The following is a 25,311-nucleotide window of genomic DNA, read 5'->3' on the forward strand; positions in this document are numbered from 1 at the left end:
CTGCCCGTTCCACTGGACAGGGGAAACGCATGAAGACAGCTTCGCGGACCATCGTGATGCTTGCCGCAGTGACGTCGCTGGCGGGGTGCATGGTGGGTCCGGACTACAAGCGGCCCGACGCGCAGGTGCCGCAAGGCTTTCGGGAAGGCACGGACTGGCAGCGCGCCGACGTGAACCCGCAGGCCGCCATCGACAGCACATGGTGGCGCATGTACGACGACGACAAGCTCAATGGTCTCGTCGATCAGGCATTGAAGGCGAACCAGTCCATCGCGGCGGCGGAGGCGGCGTATCGCATTGCGCTCGCAACCGTCGAGGCCAATCGTGCGGGCCTGTTTCCGGTCGTGACGGCGGGGCTGTCCGGCGGGCGCGCGGGCGGCAATCTCGCGGCGTTGGGCGGCGGGCGCACGTCGGGTGTTTCATCGTCGGCCGTGGGTGGCGCGGGCAATAGCGTGATCGCGCTCGGGTCGGTGAGTTGGGAACTCGACTTGTGGGGCAAGGTGCGTCGCGAGGTCGAGGAAGCGAAGGCGAACGCGCAGGCATCGGATGCCGAACTGGCGGGCGAGCGCATCTCGATTGCAGCCAGCGTGGCGACCGATTACTTCGAATTGCGGCAAGCGGATTACGACATCGAAGCGCTGAAGGAACAGGAGGACGCTTACGGCCGCATTCTCGCGATGACGCAGACCGCGTTCAAGGAAGGCAATGCATCGAACGATGACGTGCTGTTTGTGCAGCAGGAACTGGAAACGATCGTCGCGGATTTGCAGAGCACGGAAACGCGACGCGAACAGGACGAGCACGCGATTGCCGTGTTGATCGGCGTGCCGCCCGCGCAGTTGAATATCGCGGCGGATGCGGATTATCGCTTCATCGCGCCGGCTGTACCGAATGCATTGCCATCGGAATTGCTCGAACGGCGCTATGACGTGGTGAGCGCCGAGCGCACGGCAGCGGCGGCGAATGCGGGCATCGGCGTGGCGAAGGCGGCTTTCTTCCCCACGCTCTCGCTGTCGGCGGAAGGCGGCTTCGGCGGCGCCACGCTCGCGCATTTGTTCACGGTGCCGAACCGCTTCTGGACGCTCGGCCCCGATCTCGCGCAGACCGTCTTCGACGGCGGCGCACGCACGGCCGCCATGAACGAAGCGCGCGCGAATTACGACGAACAAGTGGCCTTCTATCGCAACACGGTACTGACCGCGTTCCAGAGCGTGGAGGACAGCTTATCGTCGATGAACCACCTCCGCGCACAGGAAGAATCCTTCGCGAAGGTGCTCGACAGCAACACGCGCCTGTTCGATAGCCAGCAGGCGCAGTTCAGCGCGGGCGCGGCGAGCCAGCAAAGCGTGCTGACACAGCGCATCACGCTTATTCAGGCACAAGAGAGTTTGCGCGATACACAGGCGCTTCTGGCGCAAAGCCATGTGCTGCTCGTGAAGAATCTGGGCGGCGGCTGGCAGCGCACCGAAGCCGATGGCGCAGCACCGCCCGCGGCTGCATCGGAAAGCACGGCCCAGCAGGCGACCAATATCACCGACTGATCGAAGCACGCTGTTCAACACGACCTGTCGCGCGCAATTGTCGGGAGGAAAGACGAACGCAGCACGCGCGCACCGGCCTCAAGCAAGAACGGAGTCCATATGAAGTCACGTCCTCAGCGCGTGTCGCTGTCGTACCTGTGTCTGTGCGTGCTTGCCGCCTGCTCGAAGAGCGCGCCACCCCCGCCGCCGCCGCAAGTCGCGACCACGAAGGTGCAGATGCAGTCGGTGCCGCTCGAACGCCACTTCGTCGGCCGGCTTTCGCCTTACTACAGCGCGAACGTGACGGCGCGCGTCTCGGGCGTGCTGCTCAAGCGCGATTACGTCGAAGGCTCGCCGGTGCGCGCGGGGCAATTGTTGTTCGAGATCGATCCGGCGTTTTATCGCGCGCAACTCGACAACGATCTTGCGATTCTCGCGGAGGATCGCGCGACCTACATCAACGATCACGTGACGGCGTTGCGCAATCGCAAGCTGCTGCCGGTCGGGTCCGTGTCGCAACAAACGGTCGATAACTCGGATGCCGCCGAACGCAGCGCCGCCGCCAAGATCAAGGCCGATGAAGCGACGGTGGCATCCGCGCGCGTATCGCTCAACTACACGCGTGTGACCGCGCCGATCAGCGGCATCGCCGGGCAACAACAGGTGACGGCGGGCGCGGTGGTCGGCAGCAGCACGTCCGACGCGGGCGGCAACGGCACGCTGCTCACGACCATTCAGCAGATCGATCCGATGTACGTGAATTTCACCATTAGCTCGGCCGATCTCGCGACCTTGCAGCAACAGGCGCAAGGCGGCGGCTCTATTCAGCTTGCACAGCAAAATCAGACGACGATGCATCTCTCGTTGCCCAACGGCGCGACTTACGGCAGTCAGGGCACGCTCGATTTCTCCGACGTGACGGTGAATGCTTCCACGGGCGCGGTCAATCTGCGCGCGCTGGTGGCCAATCCGAACCGGCGTCTGTTGCCGGGCATGTATGTGACGTTGACGGTGGATTTCGGCCGTCTCAACGATATCTTTCTGGTCCCGCAGCAAGCCTTGCAACGCGACACCACAGGCGGTTTTTTGCTCGCCGTAGGAGCCGATAACAAAGTCGTGCGCAAGCCGGTTGAATCAGAGGATAACTACGGAAATTACTGGATCGTGACGAAAGGGCTGAACGACGGCGATCAGATCGTCGTGAACGGTGTGCAGGCGGCGCGTGAAGGTGCGCAGGTGAAGACGGTCGCGTGGGAACCACCAGCTTCCGCGCCTGCGGTGGCTTCAGCGGCTTCATCGGCATCGCCGGCTTCGGCCGGCGCGGCGAAGTAGGGGACCGCTCATGCCGAGTTTCTTTATCGACCGTCCGATCTTCGCGTGGGTCATCGCGATCCTCATCTCATTGTTCGGCATCCTTTCCGTTCGCACGATGGGTATCGATTCGTATCCGGACATCGCGCCGCCGCAGGTGACGGTGACCGCGCAATATCCGGGCGCGAGCGCGCAGACGATGGAATCCACCGTCACGCAGGTGATCGAGCAACAACTGACCGGCATCGACAATCTGCTGTATTTCAGTTCGACATCTTCATCCAACGGTCAGACGCAGATCATCCTCACGTTCGCGACGGGCACGAATCCGGATATCGCGCAGGTGCAGGTGCAGAACAAGGTGACGTTGGCGCAACCGCTGTTGCCATCGCAGGTGACGACGCAGGGTGTGATCGTGGCGAAGTCGAGCCCGGACATTTTGTTGTTCATCGCGCTGCAATCCGACAATCCCGCGATCGATGCAGGCCGTCTCTCCGATATTCTCGCCTCGCAGATTCAACCGGTGATCGGCCGCGTGACGGGCGTGGGCAATACGACGCTGCTCGGCTCCGAATATGCCGTGCGTATCTGGCTCGACCCAGACAAGCTGCAAAGTTACGGGCTTTCGACCACGCAGGTGCTCAATGCGGTAAGCGGACAGAACGCTCAGTTTGCGGCCGGTTCGCTTGGCGCGGACCCGGCGGTCAAGGGGCAAGTCTTCACCGCGACCGTTACAGGCGATAGCCTGTTTTCTTCGCTCAAGCAGTTTCGCGACATCATCGTGTTGTCGAACAGCAATGGCACGACGGTCAAGCTGAGCGATGTCGCGCGAATATCGTTCGGATCGCAAACTTATGGACAGGCGCCGGTGTATAACGGCAAGCCTGCGGGCGGTCTCGCGGTGTTTCTGTTGCCCGGCGCGAACGCGCTGACGGTCGCCAAGGCCGTGAAGGCCGCGATGGGCACGCTCGCGCGCGATCTGCCCGAGGGCGTGAGCTGGAGCATTCCGTATGACACCACGCCGTTCATTACCGCATCGATCACGGACGTGATACGCACGCTGGTGGAGGCCATCGTGCTGGTGTTCTTCGTGATGCTCGTGTTCCTTCAGAACTTGCGCGCGACCATCATTCCGACGCTGGTGATTCCGGTCGCGTTGCTCGGCACGTTCATCGGATTGTCGGCGCTGCATTACACGCTCAATCAGTTGACGCTGTTCGGCATGGTGCTGGCAATCGGTATCGTGGTGGATGATGCGATCGTCGTCATCGAGAACGTCGAGCGGATCATGAGCGAGGAGCACGCCGAACCGCGCGCCGCCACGCGCAAGGCGATGAAGCAGATCACGGGCGCCATCATTGCGATCACTGTGGTGCTGTCTGCGGTGTTCGTGCCGTCCGCGTTGCAGCCGGGCGCGACCGGCATCATCTACGCGCAGTTCGCGCTGACCATCGCGGTATCGATGGGCTTCTCCGCGTTCCTTGCCATGTCTTTCACGCCTTCTTTATGTGCTGCGATTCTCAAGCCCGAGCATCAGGTGAAGAAGAACGCGTTCTATCGCTGGTTCGATCGCACATTCGACTGGACAACGAAACATTATCTGAGTCACGCGGGCAAGGCGATCACGCATGCGCCGCGCTGGATGGTGATCTTTGTCGTGCTCGTGGTGCTGACGGGCTTTCTCTACACGAAGCTGCCGACGAGTTTCGTGCCCGATGAAGACCAGGGTTTCGCGCTGGCGCTCGTGAATCTGCCATCCGGTTCCACGCTGCAACAGACCAATCACGTGATGGGGGAACTGCGCGACAAGCTCGCGCATAGTCCGGTGGGCAAGGATATCGTGGGTATCTTTCAGCCGGAAGGCTTCAGCTTCGTGGGCACGAGCGAGAACGTGGGCATGTCGTTCATCAAGCTGAGCGACTGGGATAAACGCTCCGCCACCGCCATGCAACTCATCCCGCAGATGAACCGCATTCTGTCGTCCATTCCCGATGCGCAGATTTTCGCGGTGAACTTGCCGACCATTCGCGGTCTGAGTCAGTTCGGCGGCATCGATATGTACTTGCAGGCGCGTGCGGGGCAATCGCGCGCGCAACTCGGTGAGGCGCAGCGTACGTTGCTGGGGAGTGCATCGAAGAGTCCGGTTTTGTTCGGCATCCGACCTAATTCGCTGCCGTATGCGCCGCAACTGGATATCGCGGTGGATCGCACGCAGGCGCAGGCAATGGGCCTCTCGTTGACCGACGTGTACCAGACGCTGGAGATGGAACTCGCGCCGTTCTATATCGACCAGTTCACGTATGGCGGCCGCGTGAAGCGCGTGTACATTCAAGCGGATGCACCGTATCGCATGGGACTGGATTCGTTTCAGCATCTCTATACGCCGGCGTTGTTCGCGGCGAATTCATCGGCGAGCAAGAGCAATGCGAACAGTGCGGTAGGCTCGAACGGGTTCGTCGCGCCCGTCGATCCGTCGCCCGCGAATACATCGATTGCGCCTTACAACATGGTGCCGCTCGCAAGCGTGGTGAATGCGAAGTGGGCTTTCGGGCCGACCGTGCTGCCGCGCTATAACGGCTATTCCGCAATCGAGATCGTCGGCAACTCCGCGCCCGGTTATTCGACCGGTCAGGCCATCGACACGCTCAACGACATCGTGAATCATCAGTTGCCGACCGGGTTCGCGGCTGACTGGACCGGGCAGTCGTATCAGGAGTTGTTGTCCGGTTCGTCGGCGACCGTGTTGATGGCGCTGTCCATCGTCGTGGTCTTTCTGTGTCTCGCGGCGCTTTACGAAAGCTGGTCGATTCCGGTCGCCGTGCTATTGGTCGTGCCGCTCGGCATGCTCGGCATGCTGGCGTTCTGTCTGACCTTCAGTGTTCCGAACGATATTTACTTCAAGATCGGCTTGGTCACGGTGATCGGTCTCGCGGCGAAGAACGCCATTCTGATCGTCGAGTTCGCCGTGGAAGGGCAGCAGAACGGCCAGACCTTGCGCGATGCCGTGATGTCCGCCGCACGTCTGCGGCTGCGCCCGATCCTGATGACGTCGATGGCGTTCATCCTCGGCGTGTTTCCGCTCGTGATCTCGTCGGGTGCGGGCGCGGCGTCGCGTCATGAAATCGGCACGGGCGTCATCGGCGGCATGTTGTTCGCGACCTTCCTTGGACTCTTGCTGATTCCCGTGTTCTATGTGGTCGTGCGGCGGCTGCTCGGCGACAAGCTCGATGAAGTATCGAAGAAGATGCCGCATCACGATGGCGGCGGCGAGGGCGATCCGCCCGCTCACGAAGCAGGCGGCGAAAGCAAACCCGCGTGACATGCGCCATGAAGAAAACCCGTCAGCAGGCGCTCGAGACACGCGATCAGATTCTCGACGCAGCCGAACGAGTGTTCGCGGAATGCGGTGTCTCGCGCACGACGCTCGGCGAGGTGGCGACGCGCGCCGGGTTCACGCGTGGCGCGGTGTATGGGCATTTTCGCAACAAGGGCGATCTGCTCGTGGCCGTCACGAGCCGCGTGATATTGCCGATGGAAACGCTCGTCGCCGCCGCCATCGATGCAACGGAGCCTGATCCGCTGGGCCGCATCCGCGAATTATTGGTGTATTGCCTCGGCGCTGCGGTGCTCGAACCGCACAGTCGTCATGTTTTCGAAGTGCTGTTCACCAAATGCGAGCACACGCGCGATATGGATATCGTGCTCAAACGTCAGCGCGATGCGGCGCGCAACGGCAGGCGGCAGCTCGAACTCGGCTTGCGCAACGCAATCGAGAAAGGGCAGTTGCCGGTCGATCTAAACACGGAGCGGGCATCGAGCGTCGTGCACGCCTTTCTCGGCGGCGTGCTGCGTGACTGGCTGTTGGAACAGAATTCGATCAGACTACCGCGCGATGCCGAGTATCTCGCGGACGTGTGCATTGGCATGATGACGTACTCGGCATCGCTTCGTCAGGTGCCATGAGCGCAAAGCCTCTAAAGCAAAAACCGGTGTCGTGTCACGAAAAAAAATTCAAAGCGACTAAGAAAATAATTCCTCACTTACCCAATACGGCGCGTTAATGCCTGAATGCTTTGATTGAGTTGTGTAATTCAAACCAATTGTAAATTCAAAGTAACAACGGTAAAGCTTTTCTGCCGGGCGTGCCGATTGGTCTAATCATTGAGCGATATTTTTTTCCTGAATACGGTGCACGCGCATGCGGATCTTTCATATCGGTAAGATCGCACTCAGGAATGAGCCGGGCACATGAAATGCTGACCGCAATTCACTCAATCCGCTATGTCAAGTCCGAAAGGAAATCAGAAATTTTTGGCTTGTTCTTATTCTTAGTGGTTGATGTATAGTCAGTCGGGACAGAAGCACCTTCATAGTGCTCGATGACGAAATCGGGCATCTTGTTAGTCGCGCTGATTGACCAACGTATGCGTGGGCCAGGACATGCCGGGCGGCGCCCCAAGTTCGATCAGCCCTCGTTTTAGCGTCTCGTCGAGTCTGTTTCCCTTGAGGTAGCGAGCGGCCGGCACCGGAGGCCGGTACCGCGCCGGCGAAAGAAGTACAGACTACGTTACCGCGAATATCGTTGTATTCCTGTCTCGAATGCATGGACCGCAGTGTGTCGCCGCAACGGCGCCGGCGTGCGGGTTCGCCTCGAATTCAAGCTTTTCTCTTTTATTGCACATTGCTCTGAGTCCGGTGAAACGTGGCGCGGATCGGAAGTATCCAAGGAGGACGTGAATGACTAGCCCGGTGGGAACGAGCGGCCAAAACGAGTCGACGCAGGCGCGACTCTCGGGTGAACGGAAAAGGCGCATGACGCAGCCGGTGGACGGCACGCGCCCGGCGCGCGCCGCCAGGCCGAACGCTTATCAGGCAATCGGCAAAGCTATCCGATCCCACTTTTTTCTCAATGCAAGAAAGGTGCTGCCCGACGAACTCCTTTTGCGCCTCTTGCATCTTCGCAATGTCGGACGCCTGCCCAACTTGACGGTGCCGACGACATTCAACGAAATCATTTTGCATCGCTGCCTGCATCCGGACCCGCGCTGGACGGATCTGACCGACAAGTTGCTGGTGCGCGACTACGTGCGCGCCAAGATCGGCGAAGAACACTTGATTCCGCTGATCGCGGCGCCGGAAATTTTCACGCGCGAAGTGTTCGAATCGTTGCCCAAGGCTTTCGTGATGAAAGCCAATCACGGCTGCGGCTTCGTGAAGGTCGTGCGGAACAAGGCCGACACGTCGTTCGAAGAACTCGAACGGTTGACGAACAAGTGGCTCGGCACGGACTTCTATCGCGCCACGCGCGAAAAGCACTATGAGCCGATCGAGCGGCGCGTGTACTTCGAGCAGTTGCTGATCGATCCCGCCACGGACACGGTCCCGCCGGATTTCAAGCTCAATATCTTCGGGCGCGATGCGAACGGTCCGATCGTCTTCACGGGCGTCATCACGGATCGCTTCGGCGCGCCGCGTCACGATTTCTACGACCCGCAATGGCGGCGTCTGGATATCGAGTTGGGCCATTATCCGTGCAGCCCGCAGCCGGCGCCGCAATTGCCCAACTGGAAAGAAGTCGTCGATGTGGCCATGCGTCTGGCTGAAGGGCTCGGTTATGTCCGCGTCGATCTGTACGTGCTCGACGAAAAAATCTACTTCGGGGAACTGACCTTCACGCCGGGTGGCGGTCTCATGAAGATTTCACCCGGCCATTACGATCATGAGTGGGGGCAGCTCATCAGACAGATGAAGTAAGTCACTGACAAAAAACGAGAGCGTGCGCCCGCCGCGCCCGGTTCACCCGCGACACTCCGGGTGGCCGACGTGGCGGCGTGTCGAAAACCTGCGTGAAAGTGAAAGTGCCGCGACGTTCGCGCGTCTGCAGGCGCTTCGGCGCGGAGGCTTTTCACTTACCGAACTATATGCATCAAGGACGAGGCTGATATGGTAGGCAAGCCGTCAATGTCAGAACATCTGTCTCTAGAGGAAGCATCCAGAGATCCAGCCTTTGCGCAGATCGTGGTCTGGATACGAGACTTTCTTTGCGCGCCGCACCCGGACCTCGGGCGCGATGGCGACGTGTGCCCGTTTGCGCGCTCGGCGCTCACCCGCAATTCGATCGAGTTTTATAGAAACCATTCGGAAGATCTCGAGTCGTTCGAGCAGGATATCGGACGGCACATGGAAGAATTCGAAGGCACCGCGCATGCGAATCTTTATAGTTGCCGCATCATCATGCCGGTGAAGATCGAGCGGCCCGATCACGCGGTGCTGGAAGTGCAGAAGAAGTGGAAGCGCAATTTCGTCGAACGTCACATGATGCTCGGCCAGTTCTTCAAGGATTGCGAGGAACCGGGGCTGTGGAGCTCAAGTTTCCGTCCGCTGCAAACGCCCGTTCCGTTGCTGGCCATCCGGAACATGGTTCCGACGGACATCGCTTTTCTGTACCATGAGGAAAGCTACGTGCAAACGTACCTGGAAAAATTCGGCAATCGCGGCAAGATCGCGCTTCGCCAGTTTCAGCAGACCAAAGAGGCCGTCCGATGAGCGCTGCGCGAATCGATAATTTCCTTGGGGATGTCTACCGGAACACGATGTACGTCGAGAAAATCCATCTGGCTTTCTCGCAATTTCTCATTCGCTCGCCTTCGGGTAGTGTGATGTGCATCGCGGCCGGCATGCGTGCGGACTTCCCTCAGCTCAAGAGCAATCTCGAATCGGCCGGAATCGATATCGCGAAGGTAACCAGCCTTGTCGTGCCGCATTTCGAGTCCGACGAAATGGGCGCGTTGCCGGACTTTCAGACGCACAGCCCGGGCATCGTCGCGTATGCGCATCCTATTTGCGCGCACGCGTTATCCGACATCTTTTCGGTCAAGAGCAAGATCTTGAAGGACGAGACGCCGATCACCATCAACGGTGAGGAGATCGTGCCGATCCACGTCAAACACGTGCATCAGTGGGACTCGCTCGTGATCTACGTGCCGCGCCTCAAGGCACTGTTTTCGTCGGATATCTTCATGAGTTACGGGCCGGTGGACGCCACGGGCGGGACGCTGGACAACATCATCACGTCGATCGAGAAGGCGGGTTATTTGCCGTCGCTCGACTATCTCCTGTCGGCGCTGAAGAAGATTCAGAAGTACGACATCGAATGGATCTTCCCGATGCACGGGCCGGCCATCAACAAGGATATAGCCGCGACCATCGGCGGACTGGCCGACTACTGCGAAGCCAACCGGCACAAGGAACTGGCGGCGTAGTCTTGTCCCGGCTCAAATTAAAGCGTCTCCTTGGGAGACGCTTTTCATTTGGTTCGATGAAGTTCGGAATCCGTATTATCTAAGCGGACACACATTGTCATGCGAAAGACCTGACGTGCTTCAATTACCGGAAGCGAGCGGCGAGAAGGAAAGAATTACGTACCGTTTCTTTGAGAGCGCGGACAGGTGTTAAAGCGCTTCAGCCGCTCACCTTGTTTTCGCTCCAGTAGCTTCGCCTGAGCCGTCGCGCAGGGTGAGCCAAGGCCCACAGCACGCCCACGACGACAAAGAAACTTGAGGTGAACTTAGACGGAACTTTCATATAAGCCTCATCGACCATGCAGTTAGATTTCAACTGAAGTTTAGTACAAAGGCGATGAATTGGTCATGCAAATTTAAAATCAAAAGTTCTGCTGACGAGCAGCGTCTCCTCAGCGAACGAAGACGTGTCATGGACTCAATGCAAAATTGCGTCAAAGTACCTCGCAAATCGGTTCGAAAGCACGGGTTACCCACGCATCCCGCGCTATGCTGGAGAGTCCTCGGTTCGCGGCATTCACGCGTATCAAGGTTCGCTTTTTCATCTGGACAAGGGGTTCAACATGAGCATTTTCGGTGACATCGTTGCAAAGATTTTCCACAAGGCCAAGCCCGAAGAAACGGCGCCCGCAGTGGCCGCCGATCCCACGCCGGCACCGGCCGCCGCGGCGGCCGCGGACGCGCCCGCAGCGCCTGCTGCGCTGTCCGATGTCGATGTCGGCGCGGTCATGGATCAGCTTGCGAGCGAAAACAGCCAGACGCTCAACTGGCGCGTGTCGATCGTCGACATGATGAAGTTGCTCGGCGTGGACAGCAGCCTCGACCATCGCAAGCAGCTCGCGACCGAGCTCAAGTACAGCGGTGACATGAACGATTCCGCCTCCATGAACATCTGGTTGCACAAGCAGCTTATGCAAGCGTTGGCGGCAAACGGCGGCAAGCTGCCGTCCGACCTGCTCTCGTAAGTCGACGTTCGACGTTCGAAGCGCGAAAGCGCCGCGGAAAAGAAAAAGCCCGCGAATCGGAGATATTCCGGTTCGCGGGCTTTTGTATTGCGGACTCAGGTATTGCGTGTTCGGGTATTGCGTGATCGATTCGAAGCAGGCGCCGCAGGAGAGGGTATGCATCGCGAGGACCACGCCTCTGATAATGCCCGACGAAAGCGGACACATGGCAGGGTGAGGCCGTCGTGCATCCCTTCGCCTACGACGAGCGCGAGAATAATCGACGCGCGAAGGAGATGGGAATCGGAATAGTCGCGATCTTGTTCCGATGACGGCTCGCGTAGGTCTGGCGTTCAACGAACCTTCGTCTTCGATGGGCGCGCGAACGCCGCGATGGGATCGTCGTCGGTCTTCGCGATCGGCGCGCTCTTGACGGCATGTTTAACCGCCGGCTTGGCGGACGGCTGTACGTGAACGTCTTTATGCGCGTGCGCCTGTTCGCGCGCGATGTCCGCACCGGTCATCCATTGCTCGGAATAAGCGGCGTGGGCGACGCCAGCGCCCCCGAACAACGCGACGGAAAGCAAAGCGTGAAGAAATGAACGAGCCCGCATGACTTTAAAGATAAGGGGATTGGGATGCCGCGTGAAGCACACGCGGCCGCGCGAGACTCGATACGCTCACTGAGCGATCATCACCGGCTGCTCTTGATTGTCCGCATCGTAATGAACGGCCGAATTGGCGGCTTGTTCCTGGATCAGGAATTCGCGCGTGGCCTGCGCGCCGCGTTCGTAAGCCGCCTTCGCCGTGTGGTCTTCGAGTGCGGCGAGCAGCGGCATTTGCTCCTGCGCGATGGAATGCATGAGGCTCAGAATGTCCCGGCGCATGGATTCCGGGTATGAGCAGAATTGCTCGAAGCCGCCGGGCGCGGCCACGATATTCACGAGCGACGACAACAAACGCGCGCGGTTGCCGCAGTGCTCGCTGATCGGCATGGTATGGGACAGCGTGGCGGAACCGTTGGCATCGACGGAGATTTGCAGGTCCTTCATGATGGTGAGCCTCTGATATGAATGAGGCCTGCATTTAATCGGGTCGTCGCTCCAAATTCAGTCGGATTTTTCCTATTCGAGGTCGCCGCGATGTTACTTTACATTCGGCGTGAGCCGAAAGGTCGAATTGCGCCGTGCAACGCCTTTCTGAATGCTTGCCGAAATGCGCGCCAGCGGCCGGGCGTGGGCGCGCTCGCTGTGTCGATGTCGCGTTTCCAGTTGTCCGTGTCCTGCTCGCGATGCACGTGCGTAACGAGGGTGCCGAAGTACATGACGATCTCCCGACTCGATGGCGGCTTGAGGAAGGCGCCGTTCAGGTTCGGCGCCATCGGTTCAGGATGCGCGCGCGACCCGGCGGGCGAAACCCGCACGAAGAAGGGCTCGGAAGGCAGGGAGTGTGTAGTACTGAGGATCGTCGGAGGTGACGTTCAGGCGATATGCGGAACGGCGCGCAGACGTTCGAGCGCCACGCGCGATTTGCCGCGGCGCTCCTTGTCGAGCCAGCGAACCGCCTGATCGACCGCGTGTTTGTCATCGAGCGTGGGCGCGACACGACGCACGAAGTCGGCGCTTGCCAGCACGTCGTGCAGATGTCCGATGGCGGCCTGAGCATCGCTGAGATGCGCGATGATGTCCCGGTGACCGCGTTCGAGCACCGGCGCGAAAAGTTCGAGCAGACAGTGCAGCTTGCTTGCCGCTTCGTCGATGCCGCGCAGCGTTTTCGCGTCCATGTGCTTCATCCGGGCGGCGCGCTGTTCTTTTTTGCACAGCGTTTCGTCGGCGAGCAGGATGCGCGCGCGGGCGAATTCCGCGAGCGTGCATTCATCGGCGCGCGCTTCCAGGCGGCGGCGTGCATCGGCGAGCGCCCGGCGCAGCAGTGCGTGGACATCGGCCTTGCGGATCGTCACGCAACTCACGGCGGACGCTTCCTGGCGCTCCTGCTTCAGCGTGCGCACCACGGCGCCAACGTGCGATCCGTTCTTGCGCGCACGCGTGAGCAGATCGCACGCGGCGTCGAGTTCGTGCGGCGCGCCGGCGATCTGCGCCAGCCGTTTGAAACGCTTGCGCACGATGCGCGCTTCCTTCTCGTCGAGCAAAGGCTCGAAGGCCCACCAAAGCGCGCGCAGTCTTTCGAGCGTGATGCGCAGCCGGTCGAGCGCGCGCGCGTCGCCATGCTCGGCCATTTGTTCCGCCTGATGCAGGGCGTCGCTTGCGAGTGGAGTAGTCAGGACGACGAAGGCATCGGCCACGGGTTCATCGCGCAGAGAGGATGTCTGAGTATCGTGTCGCGTGACGGAGGACGGAACGGCGAAAGCAGGAACGCGTAACGCGCTGCGGACGGCGGGATCGAAGTTCAGTGTCATCGTCTCGGTATGCACTTATGTCGCACGACCTTTCGTTCTTTTTTTAGTGTAGGAGGTGCGCGTTTCGTTTGATCGGCATGGCTCTCGCCAAGGTAGGCTTGCCCGGTGTCAGCGTCATGACAAGAGCGAGAATTTCGCATGAAGAATTTGTCACGCTCGCTGCATCTGGCGTTGCGCGAATTCCGCGTTGCACAACGAAAAATTTGACACGAAAGATTCACATAAACGTGCCTCACGCGCACGTATCCTTGGTCCGCCACGGTAAACGAGCGAGTCGATCATGCCTGATATCGCCTTTCCCCAGCAGTCCGCCACAAGCGAACGCACGCGCCGTACCAGCCTCGCTTTTTTCCTGCTCGTTCTGCTCGTCGGCGTGGGTTACGTGGCGATTCATCTTGCTTCGGACCTCGAATCAGTTCGACAAAATTCCTCGCTTGCGTATGTCCTGCTCGGCGTCGCGTTGCTAATCGCGCTTGGTTTCGAGTTCGTGAACGGCTTTCACGACACCGCCAACGCCGTCGCCACCGTCATCTACACGCATTCGCTGACGCCGAATATCGCGGTGGTCTGGTCGGGTGCGTGGAATTTCCTGGGCGTGCTGGTGTCGAGCGGCGCGGTGGCGTTCGGCATCCTGCAATTGCTGCCGGTGGAACTCATTCTGCAAGTCGGCAGCGGCGCGGGTTTCGCGATGGTCTTCGCGCTGCTCATCGCGGCGATCATCTGGAATCTGGCGACGTGGTACTTCGGCTTACCGTCGTCGAGTTCGCATACGCTGATCGGCTCGATCATCGGCGTGGGACTCATGAATCAACTGATGCGCGGGCCTTCCGGCACCAGCGGCGTCGACTGGTCGCAAGCGATGGGCGTGGGCAAGTCGCTGCTGTTTTCGCCGATCGTCGGCTTTCTCTGCGCGGGGCTGTTGCTGCTCATCCTCAAGGCGCTGGTTCGCGTGCCCGCGCTTTACAAGGAGCCGAAAAACAACCGTCCGCCGCCGTTCTGGATTCGCGCGCTGCTCATTCTCACGTGCACCGGCGTGTCGTTCGCGCACGGCTCCAACGATGGACAGAAGGGCATGGGCCTCATCATGCTGATTCTGATCGGCACGGTGCCGACCGCTTACGCATTGAACAAGGCAGTGAGTCCCGCCGAGACGCAGACGTTCGTCGCGATCGCGCATGAAGCGTCGGCCGTGTTCGCGAAATATGCCGGCGATGCGCCGCGTTCGGTCAACGCACGCGAGGATGTGCAATCTTTCGTTCGCACGCGTCAGATGTCGACGGCGACGGTGCCGGCGGTGCGCCAGCTGACCGAAACGATCGCCGATCAAGTCGGCCAGTCGGGATCGCTCGCGGCCGTGCCGCAGAACGATGTCGACAACGTGCGCAACAACATGTATTTGGTGTCCGAAGCAATTCGTCTGATGGAAAAGGCGAATCAGCCGGCTTTTGCTGCGAACGACAAGGCGGTGATCGACAACTATCGGCAAAAGCTGGATCGTGCGACCAAGTTCATTCCGACGTGGGTGAAAGTGGCCGTGGCGATCGCGCTCGGACTCGGCACGATGGTCGGCTGGAAGCGCATCGTGGTGACGGTGGGCGAGAAGATCGGCAAGCAGCATCTCACGTACGGGCAGGGCGCGTCCGCCGAACTCGTGGCGATGCTCACCATCGGCGCCGCCGATGCCTACGGTCTGCCGGTCTCGACGACGCATGTGTTGTCGTCGGGGGTCGCCGGAACGATGGCGGCCAACGGCTCGGGCCTGCAATGGAGCACGGTGCGCAGCCTCGTGCTGGCCTGGGTGCTCACGCTGCCGGTGTCGATCGCACTGGCAGCGTGCCTCTACTGGGTGTTCAGAAACGTGTTCTGAAGGGACCGTCAGCTTTTCGACGGCCGCCCGGTCTTGACCGCTTCGAGCGCCGCGACCGCCTCGACAATGCGCTTGTCCGGCGCGGCATCCAGCATGGCGAGGGCCGCGCGCAACAACTCGCTTTTCTTCACGCGCAGTCCGCCGTCCAGACACTTCTGCTTGAGCGAGGCGATCTTCGCGTAGTCGGACTTGGGCATCGTGAAGCTATCGCGCACGACTTTCTCTTTCTTGATCGTTTCTTTTTTGCTTGCGTCCTTTTTACTTGCGTCCCTCTTGCTCGGTTCCTTTTTCGCGCGCCTGACTTTCGTCTCCGGCTGAGCGGCGGCTGTCTGGGCCTCCTGCTCGATCGCCTTTTTGACGGCGCGCGTCACGGGCTTCTCTGCGCTTTTCGCCGCTGCCTTTTTTTCGACGGCCTTCGACGGTTGCGCCGCCGCTTTCTTTGACGTCACGGCTTGCGCCGCTTCCTTGCCCGCAGATTTCTTTGCTGCCGATTTCTTTGCCGCGCCCTTCGGAAAGTTGAAGGCCTTCTTCGTGGACGGCTCGATTTCCGGTGTGCTCATGCGCTCGCTCCTTTCTCTGTGGAGAAAACAGTATATACGGTTTATGAATATGCGAAACGTGGCAGGCTAGTTTTATCGCGGGATGAAATCGGTGAGCCGGACGAACGCGGCGGGAACGGGCGACATGGGTCTGCAACAAATATTTTCAGTTTTTCGATTTGCTCGATAAAACGCGGCGCATGCGTGACGTGCAGGCCCGGCAGCGCATTGCATGGCGCTTCATTCGTCCCATGCTGATTGCGTGAACGAACTACGATAAATAAAGTTGATCCCCAGTCGCGCGGAACTTACTACAATGTCAGCCCGAAAAAACCAGCCGCGCCGTTTCCGTTTCTGTCGGGCCAACGCAGTGGAGCGTGTTTCATGTCGATCACATTGAACGAATTGCAGGCCTGGAGCGAAAAGCTCCCGGACGAAACCAGCGAAGAAGCCGCGATGCTTCGCGCCATGATGGCGCGCCGGGAGGCCGAACTGCGCCTGCGCATCGCCGATCTGATCGCCACGGTCAGCGAGCGCGAGAACTGGAAGCTGCATCAGTGCGCCGCCACGGCTCGCAGAGTCGAACAGACACCGGTCAATCTGCTCGAATCGGTGTACGAGTATTTTCGGGATCGAAACGACGGCCACTCGCACTTCGAAGCGCCGGGCGTCGCCGGTTCCGCTGCTCAAACTCCGGTGGCCGAGCGCATGGCCGAAGCCAAGGTTGCCGGCCTGGCTTCCTTCGCCTTGACTGAGATGCCGTCCATCGCGTCGAGCGGCTCGCTCATCGAACTGTATTCCCGCATGAGAACGCTGGAGTCGCTGGTGTCGCCCACGCCCGGTCACGGGTGCGGCATTCAGGGCATTCGCATCATGCGCATGGTCGCGCTGATGTCCAAGGCGCGTTCAGCCCGTCTGGCGCAAATGCGGATCAGCGGCACTCAGGCGATCTACCGGCACGCGTGATCCACAGTCACCGGCCTTGATGGGCGAATGCGGATTTTCAAATGGCGCGATTTTTTTCGCGCCATTTTTTTATTTTTTTGCATATTGCGCTTGCAGAAATGACGCGGGATATTTAATCCGGTTAAGCGCGGCTTTCAGCGCTGGATTTGAAACCCGGATTTGCTCGGCTATACTGAATTCATCCGTAGAATTTGTCGGCTAATGCGTTCTTAATGCGGTCGGCTTGAACGAAACTACTACGAACGATTTAACGACGCCGGGCCGGAAGTCTGTTTTGTTTTAGCGCATGCGTAAGTCGTGCAACAGTGGCGGTGGCGGGCAGAAGTTCAATGGGGGAGTCATCGTGAAGGGCCTGCTGAACAAAAAGGGCAACGTGCTCGACAATGCGCCATCTTTCCTTCTGCGCCAGAAGGCGAACACGCCGGCTCGGTTCGCGCCCGCCCGGGCACCCCACGAAGACGCACATAACGTCGATGCCGAAGACGTGCCGACGGCTCCCGCGCCATCCCCATCGCCTGCCACGCGCGTCACGCCTTTACGTGCCGTTCTGCCATCCGCCGCGCAGCCGGGCGCGTATCCGCTGCAGGCTGCGGCCATCTCCGAAGTCGAATGGCTGCTTCAACAATCGACGCTCGCCACGTTCCGAACATTCAACAGTTTTGCCTATTCGGCCACGCTGCTGTTCCATCCGCGCGAGCTGACCTTCTATGCCGTGCTCTATCACGAGGAAGCCGTGTGGCGCGTGCTGAAAGCGTCCGACGCAGATGCCGCCGAACTCGCCTTCCGCCATTTCGTCGAGCAAGCCATTCGTTTAGCCGAGGCTGAAATGCGACGCGCGGTCCTGGAGGCGCAGAACGATCAGTTCGTGCGCTCCATCGCGGAGTCGGAAGCGCAGGTGGAACGCGTGCGCGTCGATCTGCAAATGGGCAATTCTCGCGACCAGGAAGTTGCGCTCAGACAACAGGAGATTCGCAAGGAACTCACGCAACTTGAAGGGCGCAGGATGTCCTCGCAAGTGCAGATGAACAAGCTGCAGCGGCAGTTACACCAGCTCAACGCTACTTGCAACGAGTGTGTTCCGCATCTGCCTTCGGGCCGATGATTCCCCCTGCAAACGAAGTGATCGGGAAGGCGTGCGAAGAATCGTTTAAAATGGCGTTTTTCGCCGGTTAGGTGGCTTTTCCGGCGTACCGCACAGCGTTCCGCGCAATGTAGCTGCTAAGGCCGCGCCCAGTAAGGGCAAGCCGTTTCATCTTCTCGATGTGTTCACGCCCCGAGGCATGAACATCATACAAATAAGTAGTTCCACTGACGAATTGGATTTCGATCCCGTCGGGGAACACTTCGAATGCCGCAACGCCGGAGTTTCCGGCGAGATTTCGATAGGGCTGCATGGTTGTGGTGTGGGCGCGTGTGTTTGGCGCGCTTTCAGTCTCGCAGGCTGTGAGGCATTTTTTTTCGTCCTCGCGGCGGCTGGGCCCTAAAGTTTTATCGGCGCGTGCCGATAGTCATTTCATCGATTGCCCGCCGACATCAGAGTGTCATGGATAAAGATCAACTACCGTTTTTCGAATCGAGCGATCCCCAGGATCCGCATTTTCAGCACGCTCGTGCGCTGAGCCTGTCCGTCGGCGCGATCCGCCGGGCGCAGGGCAAGTGCAACCCCGAAGACTTCCCGGTCGGCTCGATCGAGTGGCACTTTGCCATTGAAGACTTCGCCGGCGACGTGCTCAAAGCGCTCATGGGCGAGTCCGAGAACGTCGACGTGCACGCCGGCCAGCGACGCATGGACTGAGGCTCGCTGACGGGCGTTGCGGGCTTTGGCGCGCCACGTCTGTTTCAGAGCTTGACGCCGCCCGCTTCGGGCGCGTCCACGCCTTCCGGCGGAATCGCGCCGGTGGTGCTCACGTCCTTAGTGTGGTCGGACCAATACGGCTCGCGTCCGTAGTGCTGATGCACCGTGCTCGCCCAGACGCGGTCCGCCATCGACGGCCACGCGTCCTTGTCGAAGCCCGGCGCGTTGCGGACCTGTTCCGCGCTCGCCGCGAGGCGAAAGCACCGGTTGTCGGTATCGAGCGTCAGCGCGCTCCACGGCACCGCCAGCAACTTGTCGCCCATGCCAAGAAACCCGCCGCTCGACAGCACGGCATAGGCAATCCGGCCGCTTGCCACATCCAGCATGATTTCCTTGAGCGAACCGACATCGTGTCCGTCGCTGCTCAACACGGAATCGCCGTCCAGCGTGCTGGCGGCCATCACGTCGGGACCGGGACCTGCCGCCGTCGCCGCACCCTTGCCGATGATCTTCGCGCCGCCTGTTGTCTCCATCGCCTGATTCATGATCGGCTCCTTGCCCTTGTGTCGAAGTGAGTGTTGCGCTCATGGATGTCGCAGCAACGGACGTTCCCATGTTCGCCGGCGCAGTCTCGCCGCGGGCGTCTGATAAGCTCGCAGTTCGCTGAATTCGCCTGGTCGTCCATGTTCGATTACGAGGAATTGCTGGCCGTCGCCTACAAGAACGAACGCGTGTCGAGCCGCCGGCTCGTCAAGGGCGCGGGGCTTTCGGAGCACGAAGCGTTGCGCACGATTCTCGCGAAGGCGGCGGGCGAACGGTCCTTGCGCGAACTGGTGCAGACGCGGCGTGACACGCAGGCGAAAGCGGAAAAGGCGCGATCTGAACGGCAGGAAAAACGCGCAAGCCGTCCCGTCAAGGATCAGGAGGAACACGCCGCCGATCTATGGCGCGGAGGCTTCGACGGCTCCGCTTTGCCGAATCCCGGGCGGATCGGCATCGGCGGCTGGCTCAGGAGCCCGTGCGGCGCGTGCTTCGAGATCAGCGCGACGGCGGGGCGCGGGGACAGCAGCGCGGCGGAATATCTCGCGCTGATCGCGCTTCTGGAAACCGCGCTGCGCGAAGGCGCGCGCAAGGTGTCGATTCAAGGCGACAGCCGCGTCGTGATCGACGACATGCTCGCGTCCGGGAAAGCGGGCATTCGCTCGCTGACGCATCACGCGGCACGCGCCCGCGCGCTCATCGACGCGATCGGCGATGTTCGGTTGCGCTGGGTGCCGCGTCAACGCAACGCACACGCCGATGAATTGTCCCGGCGTGTGCTCGATCAGCTCGCAGCGAACTCCCGCACGTCGGCGGTGGGTTTCTCGCCGAACGAATCGCCCAGCAGATAATCGACGAGCTTGCGCGCCGAATCTTCCGGCGTCGCGAGCTGGCCCTCGCGCTTGAGGGCATCGAATCGTTCGCGCAAAGGAAAACGTTCCAGCCCGATGGCGCGAATTTCCGCCTGCATGTCGGTATCCACCACGCCCGGCGCGACGCTGCAGATGCGCAGCCCCGCGACGCCATCCAGGGCGACCGCGCGTGCATGGTGATCGAGCGCGGCCTTCGTCGCGCAGTACACGCTCCAGCCGGGATAGGCGTTGCGCGCCGCGCCGCTCGACACATGGACGATGCGCCGGTCCGCCGCCCCGGCGGTCTGCGCGGTGAAACCAGCGGACAACATCAGCGGCGCGGCCACGTTGACGCTGACCGCACGCGCGACGGCGGCGGCGTCCTGATCCGCGAGACTGCCGACCGGTTCGAGCACGCCCGCGTTATTCACCAGCAGCACGCGCCGCGCATCTGCCACGAATCCGCGCAGTGTTTCGCCACCGATCCACTGACCGAGCGCGGACAGATCCGCCAGATCCAGTTCGATTTCGCGAAGCTGGCCCGCGTGCCGCGCGGCAAGGTCCGGATTGCGCCGGCGTGAGACTGCGAGCACGTCGATATCGTGCGAAAGCAGCGCCTCGGCGATGGCCGCGCCGATTCCGCGCGTATGACCGGTGAGAACAGCGACGGTTTTCTCAGACATGGGATCGAACTTCCTTTGGTGATCGGCAAGAGCCCGATTTTAAAACCGTACGCATGGAAGCGCTGGCGCGCCGTTATTTCGGAACAGAAATCTATCCCGGTGCGATTATTTCGCCTTGCAAGCCGATTATTCCTTGGTTCTATTGATGTTGAATAAACGCATGTTATAGAGATAGGGGCAATCCCGAGGTGACTGCCAACACAAATATCAACAAAATGCACGGCGCGCGAATTGCATTCAAGCCTGCGATTCGTTCCGATCCACCGATGCGCGCATTAGCGATCCTCTTGCACGCACGAATACGCCAGGTCACGCCGCGCTATCCGCGCGGCAGTCACGCGAAACCGGAACACCAATGAAAGCTCAACACTCTGCATTTGCCGTGGCCGATGGCCGCGCGCTCTTCCGCTGTATTCCCGACGATGCATGCCTCGAAGGCAAGATTCACAAGCGCAACGCAACGTTACGACCGCTAATGCCGACCGGCGTACGCTGATTTGCGATAATCACTGTTTTTAGTTCGCTGGCTTCTTTCGGAAGAAGCCGACAGACCCCGGTATTCACCATGCGCGACGCGCATTGCGGTTTCCAGATCCGGCACGTTCAAACGCTGCCTATTGCCTTTCGTTGTTGAAGGATTTCCCCGATGAACACCTCTACGTCCGGCACGTCACAGACGCGCTCTTTCACCACGATTTTCCTGATCGAAATGTGGGAGCGTTTCGGTTATTACGGCATGGCCGCGCTGCTCGTGCTTTTCATGGTCGATAAAATCGGTTTCGCCGACGATCACGCCAATCTCACCTGGGGCGCTTTCACCGCGCTCGTATTCTCCGCGCCGTCGATCGGCGGCTGGATCGGCGACAAGGTGCTCGGCGCGCGCCGCACCATGACGATTGGCGCGCTCGTGCTGGCGCTCGGCTATTTCATGCTGGCCTTGCCGTTCGATACGCTCGGCTTTCTATATGCATCGCTCGGCGTGATCGTGGTCGGCAACGGCCTGTTCAAGTCGAACGCGGCGAACCTCGTGCGACGCATCTACGAAGGCGACGACGCGCGCATCGACAGCGCGTTCACGATCTACTACATGGCCGTGAACATCGGTTCGACCTTTTCGATGCTCGCGACACCGTGGATCAAGGATCACTGGGGCTGGCATGCGGCGTTCGCGGTGTGCTGCGGCGGCATGCTGGTCGGTCTCATCAACTTCGCGCTGATGCGTCGCACGCTTGCGCACATCGGCTCCGCGCCGGACGACCAGCCGATGCACGTGAAGCGCCTGCTCGCGGTGATCGCGGGCGGCGCGGCGCTGGCGGCATCGACGGTATTTATCCTTCAGCACAAGACGGTGGCGGTGGCCTGTGTGTATGCGGCAGGCGTCGCGATTCTCGCGATCTTCGGCTACATGCTCAGGACGTGCGACCGCAGCGAACGCGCGGGTCTCGTGGCCGCGCTCATCCTCACGATGCAGGTCATCCTGTTCTTCGTGTTCTATCAGCAGATGTCCACCTCGCTCACGCTGTTCGCGCTGCGCAACGTCGATCCGGTGTTCTCGATTGCAAACGTCGATTTGTTCAAATGGAGCGCCGCGCAGTTTCAGGCGCTCAATCCGATCTGGATCATGCTGCTGAGTCCGCTGCTGGCGATGTTCTACACGCGTCTCGCGCGCCGCGGACGCGACGTGCCGGTTGCCGCGAAGTACGCGACGGGTTTCGTCGTCGTCGCAATCGGCTTCTTCGTGTTCGGCTTGTCCGGGCGTTACGCGGTGGACGGACGTGTGTCGTCGTGGTTCATGGTGGCGGGCTACGGTCTTTATTCGCTCGGCGAATTGCTCGTGTCCGGTCTTGGCCTCGCGATGATCGCGCGCTACGTGCCGGCCCGCATGAGCGGCTTCATGATGGGTGCGTACTTCGTCGCGACGGGCGTTTCGCAATATCTGGGCAGCGTGGTGGCGAACTTCGCGCGCATGCCGTCCGGCACGCTCGATCCGATGCAATCGCTGCCGTTGTACACGCATCTGTTCTTCGGGCTTGGCTGGCTGGCAGCGGGCGGGGCGGCGGTTGCGATCGCGTTGCTGCCGCTGCTGGGCAGGCTGTCGCGGGCGCATCATCAGCAAGCGCAGGAGCGGGCGGCAAGCTCGGCGCAGACGGCAGAACGTCGCTTGCAGCCCGTTTCTGCATCGTAATGAAAACGATGGTTGACGCGGCGAATCAGTCCGGTCTATAATTTAATTCTTCAGACGCGGGGTGGAGCAGTCTGGCAGCTCGTCGGGCTCATAACCCGAAGGTCGTAGGTTCAAATCCTACCCCCGCAACCAAGATTCAAAACAAAAAGCCCGGCTCATGCCGGGCTTTTTGCATTGGCGGCGACGCTTTCGCTGAGTCAGACCAAAAGCCACGCTTGTTAATGACAGGCCCCAGAAGCACGAAAAGCCTGCATGAGCATTCACTCATGCAGGCTTTGTGCATTCTTGCCAGTCGTCACCGAACCAGACGTTTGCGAACCGTCGCGCTACTCATGCACGACACCGCCATCCGATCCGGCTCACTGGGAAGCCAGCGCTACCGCAAACCGTTCAGGGCAGAGCGCCCCGATCGATCAATAGAATTTCTTCGGCAATTGCGCGCGGCGGATCTGCTTGCGCAGACGAGCGACAGCAGCAGCTTTCTTGCGCTTGCGCTCGGTGGTCGGCTTCTCATACGACATACGCGACTTGAGTTCTTGGATCAGGCCCGTGCGTTCGACGGTACGACGAAAACGACGCATGGCGACGTCGAAAGGCTCGTTCTCTTTCAACAGTACTTTAGTCATTGAAATCTCGGTTGATCTGGCCCTGCCAGAAATTGGGACAAAGCGCAATTGTACACTTTTTGAGAGCAGGACTGCACCCTTTACGTGGGAAACCGGCTCGCGCGTGGCCGGGAAGCTAATCGTAGGTCGTTGAATCGAGACGACAATCCTCGAATACCCTTGTCGACGGCAGGGAGAGATCAGAAGCCGCGCGCGGGTCTCGAAGGCGGCGGCGTTTCGTGCGCGGCGGGCTGCTCGATCGTGATGTCGGATTGCGCCAGCGCCACGCACGGCAGAATCCATCCGTCGGCTTTTTCTTCGGCGCTCAAACCCGGCCATTCGACGCGATAGCTCACCGCACCTTCCACCGCGCGGCACAGACACGCGCGACACGTCCCGTTGCGGCACGAACTCGGCAGCGTGATGCCCGCACGCAATGCCGCTTCGAGCAACGTCTCGCCATCGCGCACGGCCACGAGAAAGCCGGCCGGTTCGATGCTCATCGCGAAGGATTCGCTCATTCGCGTATCTCGACCGTGGCGCGGCCATTCGTGAGATCGCGCAATTCGGCCATTGCATCCTGACGGCGCGCCGACGGCATGCGCACGACGAAGCGCACCGTCATGCCGTACGCGGCATCGGTCAGTTCGGCATCGTTCTGTTCGATCCAGCGGCGCACGCGCGCTTCATCCGCATAGTCCATTTCGATGCCGATCTCCCCGCGCTCGATGCGCTCGATCCGCTCGGCGAGCTGCATGGCGCTGGCGATGGCATCGGTGTAAGCGCGCACGAGTCCGCCCGCGCCCAGCTTGATGCCGCCGTAATAGCGCACGACGGCCGCGAGCACGCCATCGACTTCGTGATGCCGCAGCACTTCGAGAATCGGCCGCCCCGCCGTGCCCGATGGCTCGCCGTCATCCGACATGCCCGACTGGCCGCCTGCGAGCAGCGCCCAGCAGACGTGCGTGGCACTCGCATGCTCGCCGCGTAGGCGATCAAGTTCACGCATGGCGGCATCGCGGTCGGCCACAGGAATGGCCCACGCGATGAAGCGGCTCTTGCGGATATCGATTTCCGCGCTGACGGAGGAGGCGAGGGTATAGGTGGGCAAGGCTCGGGGTGTGGCAGAAAGCAGGAAGCAAGAAGCGAATGTTAGCCTGAGCGCCGGTTCACCCGGCCGAAGCACCGAGCGCGCGTTGCATCAGCACGGTATCGACCCATCGGTCATGCTTGAAGCCGACTTCGCGCAGCACGCCGACGTGTTCAAAGCCCAACCGCGCATGCAGCGCGATCGACCCCGCGTTGCCGCTGTTGCCGATCACCGCGATCATCTGCCGCCACGGTCCGCGCTCGCATCGGTCGATGAGCGTTGTGAGCAGCGCGAGACCGATGCCGCGTCCGCCTTGCCCATCGGCGACATACACCGAGTCTTCAATCGTATGCCGATACGCCGAACGCGCGCGATAAGCCGACGCATACGCATATCCCACCACCTCGCCTGCTATCTCCGCGACGAGATACGGCAGCCCCGCGCCAACGATGCCCGCATGCCGCGCGCGCATCTCATCGACGGAAGGCGGCGTTTCCTCGAACGTGGCGAGCGCGTTGAGCACGTAATGCGCATAGATGCGCGCGATGGCATCGAAATCGCCCGGCGCGGCTTCGCGCACGAGCGGAACGGCAGACTGCTCGCAAATCATGGGATTAGTCCGGGAGCAAAACGATAAGGCCGATTTTCTCACGCCACCTTCAGACAAAAAAAGAACGAACGGGCCGTTCGGCAACCCA

Annotated in this window: 25 protein-coding genes and 1 tRNA gene; 15 read left to right on the top strand and 11 right to left on the bottom strand. The window is 60.6% G+C overall.

All coding sequences use genetic code 11. The annotated features are described in order from the left end of the window. The first annotated feature begins 29 nt into the window (after window positions 1-29). From ACZCWR_RS09190 to ACZCWR_RS09225, 8 genes are all read left to right on the top strand, one after another. Complete coding sequence (locus ACZCWR_RS09190; protein WP_487300463.1) at window positions 30-1,541, top strand: efflux transporter outer membrane subunit; 1,512 nt, start codon at window positions 30-32, stop codon at window positions 1,539-1,541. Between the two features lie 99 nt (window positions 1,542-1,640). Next, on the top strand, window positions 1,641-2,852 hold the full coding sequence (locus ACZCWR_RS09195) for an efflux RND transporter periplasmic adaptor subunit (RefSeq protein ID WP_487300464.1): 1,212 nt from the start codon (window positions 1,641-1,643) through the stop codon (window positions 2,850-2,852). Window positions 2,853-2,862: 10 nt separating this feature from the next. After that, window positions 2,863-6,150 carry an efflux RND transporter permease subunit gene (locus tag ACZCWR_RS09200; protein WP_487300465.1) on the top strand — a complete coding sequence of 1,096 codons (3,288 nt, stop codon included), beginning with the start codon at window positions 2,863-2,865 and terminating at the stop codon, window positions 6,148-6,150. A gap of 8 nt (window positions 6,151-6,158) precedes the next feature. Beyond that, a complete protein-coding gene (locus ACZCWR_RS09205; RefSeq protein WP_487300466.1) occupies window positions 6,159-6,794 on the top strand; it encodes a TetR family transcriptional regulator in 636 nt (211 codons plus the stop codon). A gap of 849 nt (window positions 6,795-7,643) precedes the next feature. Continuing rightward, window positions 7,644-8,585, top strand: a complete 942-nt coding sequence (locus ACZCWR_RS09210) for an ATP-grasp fold amidoligase family protein (protein ID WP_487300467.1) — start codon at window positions 7,644-7,646, stop codon at window positions 8,583-8,585. Window positions 8,586-8,792: 207 nt separating this feature from the next. Further along, window positions 8,793-9,377 carry a DUF6875 domain-containing protein gene (locus tag ACZCWR_RS09215; RefSeq protein ID WP_487300468.1) on the top strand — a complete coding sequence of 195 codons (585 nt, stop codon included), beginning with the start codon at window positions 8,793-8,795 and terminating at the stop codon, window positions 9,375-9,377. After that, entirely contained in the window at window positions 9,374-10,093 is a 720-nt protein-coding gene (locus ACZCWR_RS09220) for an oxygen-binding di-iron domain-containing protein (RefSeq protein ID WP_487300469.1), read from the top strand. The genes ACZCWR_RS09215 and ACZCWR_RS09220 overlap by 4 nt, the downstream gene beginning before the upstream one ends. 602 nt (window positions 10,094-10,695) lie before the next feature. Further along, the gene (locus tag ACZCWR_RS09225) at window positions 10,696-11,097 is read left to right on the top strand and encodes a DUF3597 domain-containing protein (RefSeq protein WP_487300470.1); all 402 of its coding nucleotides are present in this window, start codon (window positions 10,696-10,698) and stop codon (window positions 11,095-11,097) included. Between the two features lie 332 nt (window positions 11,098-11,429). On the opposite strand, the gene ACZCWR_RS09230 is transcribed toward ACZCWR_RS09225, so the two are convergent. From ACZCWR_RS09230 to ACZCWR_RS09245, 4 genes are all read right to left on the bottom strand, one after another. Next, window positions 11,430-11,600, bottom strand: coding sequence for a hypothetical protein (locus ACZCWR_RS09230; protein ID WP_487300471.1), 171 nt, complete (start codon window positions 11,598-11,600; stop codon window positions 11,430-11,432). Between the two features lie 156 nt (window positions 11,601-11,756). Next, window positions 11,757-12,128 (bottom strand): hypothetical protein, encoded by a 372-nt coding sequence (locus ACZCWR_RS09235; protein ID WP_487300472.1) that lies wholly within the window; start codon window positions 12,126-12,128, stop codon window positions 11,757-11,759. Between the two features lie 98 nt (window positions 12,129-12,226). Next, window positions 12,227-12,499, bottom strand: coding sequence for a hypothetical protein (locus tag ACZCWR_RS09240; RefSeq protein ID WP_487300473.1), 273 nt, complete (start codon window positions 12,497-12,499; stop codon window positions 12,227-12,229). Window positions 12,500-12,556: 57 nt separating this feature from the next. Continuing rightward, on the bottom strand, window positions 12,557-13,492 hold the full coding sequence (locus tag ACZCWR_RS09245) for a CHAD domain-containing protein (protein ID WP_487300474.1): 936 nt from the start codon (window positions 13,490-13,492) through the stop codon (window positions 12,557-12,559). A gap of 280 nt (window positions 13,493-13,772) precedes the next feature. On the opposite strand from ACZCWR_RS09245, the gene ACZCWR_RS09250 reads away from it, so the two are divergent. After that, entirely contained in the window at window positions 13,773-15,359 is a 1,587-nt protein-coding gene (locus tag ACZCWR_RS09250) for an inorganic phosphate transporter (RefSeq protein ID WP_487300475.1), read from the top strand. Window positions 15,360-15,367: 8 nt separating this feature from the next. On the opposite strand, the gene ACZCWR_RS09255 is transcribed toward ACZCWR_RS09250, so the two are convergent. After that, entirely contained in the window at window positions 15,368-15,919 is a 552-nt protein-coding gene (locus ACZCWR_RS09255; RefSeq protein WP_487300476.1) for a hypothetical protein, read from the bottom strand. A gap of 363 nt (window positions 15,920-16,282) precedes the next feature. Between ACZCWR_RS09255 and ACZCWR_RS09260 the strand changes: the two genes are divergently transcribed. The 3 genes from ACZCWR_RS09260 (at window position 16,283) to ACZCWR_RS09270 (ending at window position 18,659) form a co-directional block, all read left to right on the top strand. Further along, window positions 16,283-16,864 carry a hypothetical protein gene (locus ACZCWR_RS09260; protein ID WP_487300477.1) on the top strand — a complete coding sequence of 194 codons (582 nt, stop codon included), beginning with the start codon at window positions 16,283-16,285 and terminating at the stop codon, window positions 16,862-16,864. Between the two features lie 343 nt (window positions 16,865-17,207). Further along, window positions 17,208-17,966 (top strand): DUF2968 domain-containing protein, encoded by a 759-nt coding sequence (locus tag ACZCWR_RS09265; protein WP_487300478.1) that lies wholly within the window; start codon window positions 17,208-17,210, stop codon window positions 17,964-17,966. 441 nt (window positions 17,967-18,407) lie between these two features. Continuing rightward, window positions 18,408-18,659, top strand: a complete 252-nt coding sequence (locus ACZCWR_RS09270; protein ID WP_487300479.1) for a hypothetical protein — start codon at window positions 18,408-18,410, stop codon at window positions 18,657-18,659. Between the two features lie 44 nt (window positions 18,660-18,703). On the opposite strand, the gene ACZCWR_RS09275 is transcribed toward ACZCWR_RS09270, so the two are convergent. Continuing rightward, window positions 18,704-19,204 (bottom strand): PRC-barrel domain-containing protein, encoded by a 501-nt coding sequence (locus ACZCWR_RS09275; protein WP_487300480.1) that lies wholly within the window; start codon window positions 19,202-19,204, stop codon window positions 18,704-18,706. Between the two features lie 138 nt (window positions 19,205-19,342). Here ACZCWR_RS09275 and ACZCWR_RS09280 point away from each other — a divergent pair, with 138 nt between their 5' ends. Further along, a complete protein-coding gene (locus ACZCWR_RS09280; RefSeq protein WP_487300481.1) occupies window positions 19,343-20,050 on the top strand; it encodes a ribonuclease HI family protein in 708 nt (235 codons plus the stop codon). Here ACZCWR_RS09280 and ACZCWR_RS09285 read toward each other — a convergent pair. Further along, the gene (locus tag ACZCWR_RS09285; protein WP_487300482.1) at window positions 19,984-20,733 is read right to left on the bottom strand and encodes an SDR family oxidoreductase; all 750 of its coding nucleotides are present in this window, start codon (window positions 20,731-20,733) and stop codon (window positions 19,984-19,986) included. The genes ACZCWR_RS09280 and ACZCWR_RS09285 overlap by 67 nt on opposite strands. 646 nt (window positions 20,734-21,379) lie before the next feature. Between ACZCWR_RS09285 and ACZCWR_RS09290 the strand changes: the two genes are divergently transcribed. Both ACZCWR_RS09290 and ACZCWR_RS09295 read left to right on the top strand, forming a co-directional pair. Beyond that, on the top strand, window positions 21,380-22,918 hold the full coding sequence (locus tag ACZCWR_RS09290) for a peptide MFS transporter (protein WP_487300483.1): 1,539 nt from the start codon (window positions 21,380-21,382) through the stop codon (window positions 22,916-22,918). Window positions 22,919-22,973: 55 nt separating this feature from the next. Further along, window positions 22,974-23,050, top strand: a tRNA-Met gene (locus ACZCWR_RS09295). A gap of 281 nt (window positions 23,051-23,331) precedes the next feature. Here the strand turns inward: ACZCWR_RS09295 and rpsU are convergent. The 4 genes from rpsU to ACZCWR_RS09315 form a co-directional block, all read right to left on the bottom strand. After that, entirely contained in the window at window positions 23,332-23,544 is a 213-nt protein-coding gene (rpsU, locus tag ACZCWR_RS09300; RefSeq protein WP_487300484.1) for a 30S ribosomal protein S21, read from the bottom strand. A 179-nt stretch (window positions 23,545-23,723) separates the two neighbouring features. Continuing rightward, window positions 23,724-24,026 (bottom strand): 2Fe-2S iron-sulfur cluster-binding protein, encoded by a 303-nt coding sequence (locus ACZCWR_RS09305; RefSeq protein WP_487303292.1) that lies wholly within the window; start codon window positions 24,024-24,026, stop codon window positions 23,724-23,726. A 14-nt stretch (window positions 24,027-24,040) separates the two neighbouring features. Next, window positions 24,041-24,634 (bottom strand): IMPACT family protein, encoded by a 594-nt coding sequence (locus ACZCWR_RS09310; protein ID WP_487300485.1) that lies wholly within the window; start codon window positions 24,632-24,634, stop codon window positions 24,041-24,043. Window positions 24,635-24,692: 58 nt separating this feature from the next. Continuing rightward, window positions 24,693-25,223 (bottom strand): N-acetyltransferase family protein, encoded by a 531-nt coding sequence (locus ACZCWR_RS09315; protein ID WP_487300486.1) that lies wholly within the window; start codon window positions 25,221-25,223, stop codon window positions 24,693-24,695. Window positions 25,224-25,311 lie beyond the last annotated feature (88 nt).

The organism is Caballeronia sp. A2-2 (genome assembly GCF_057612605.2).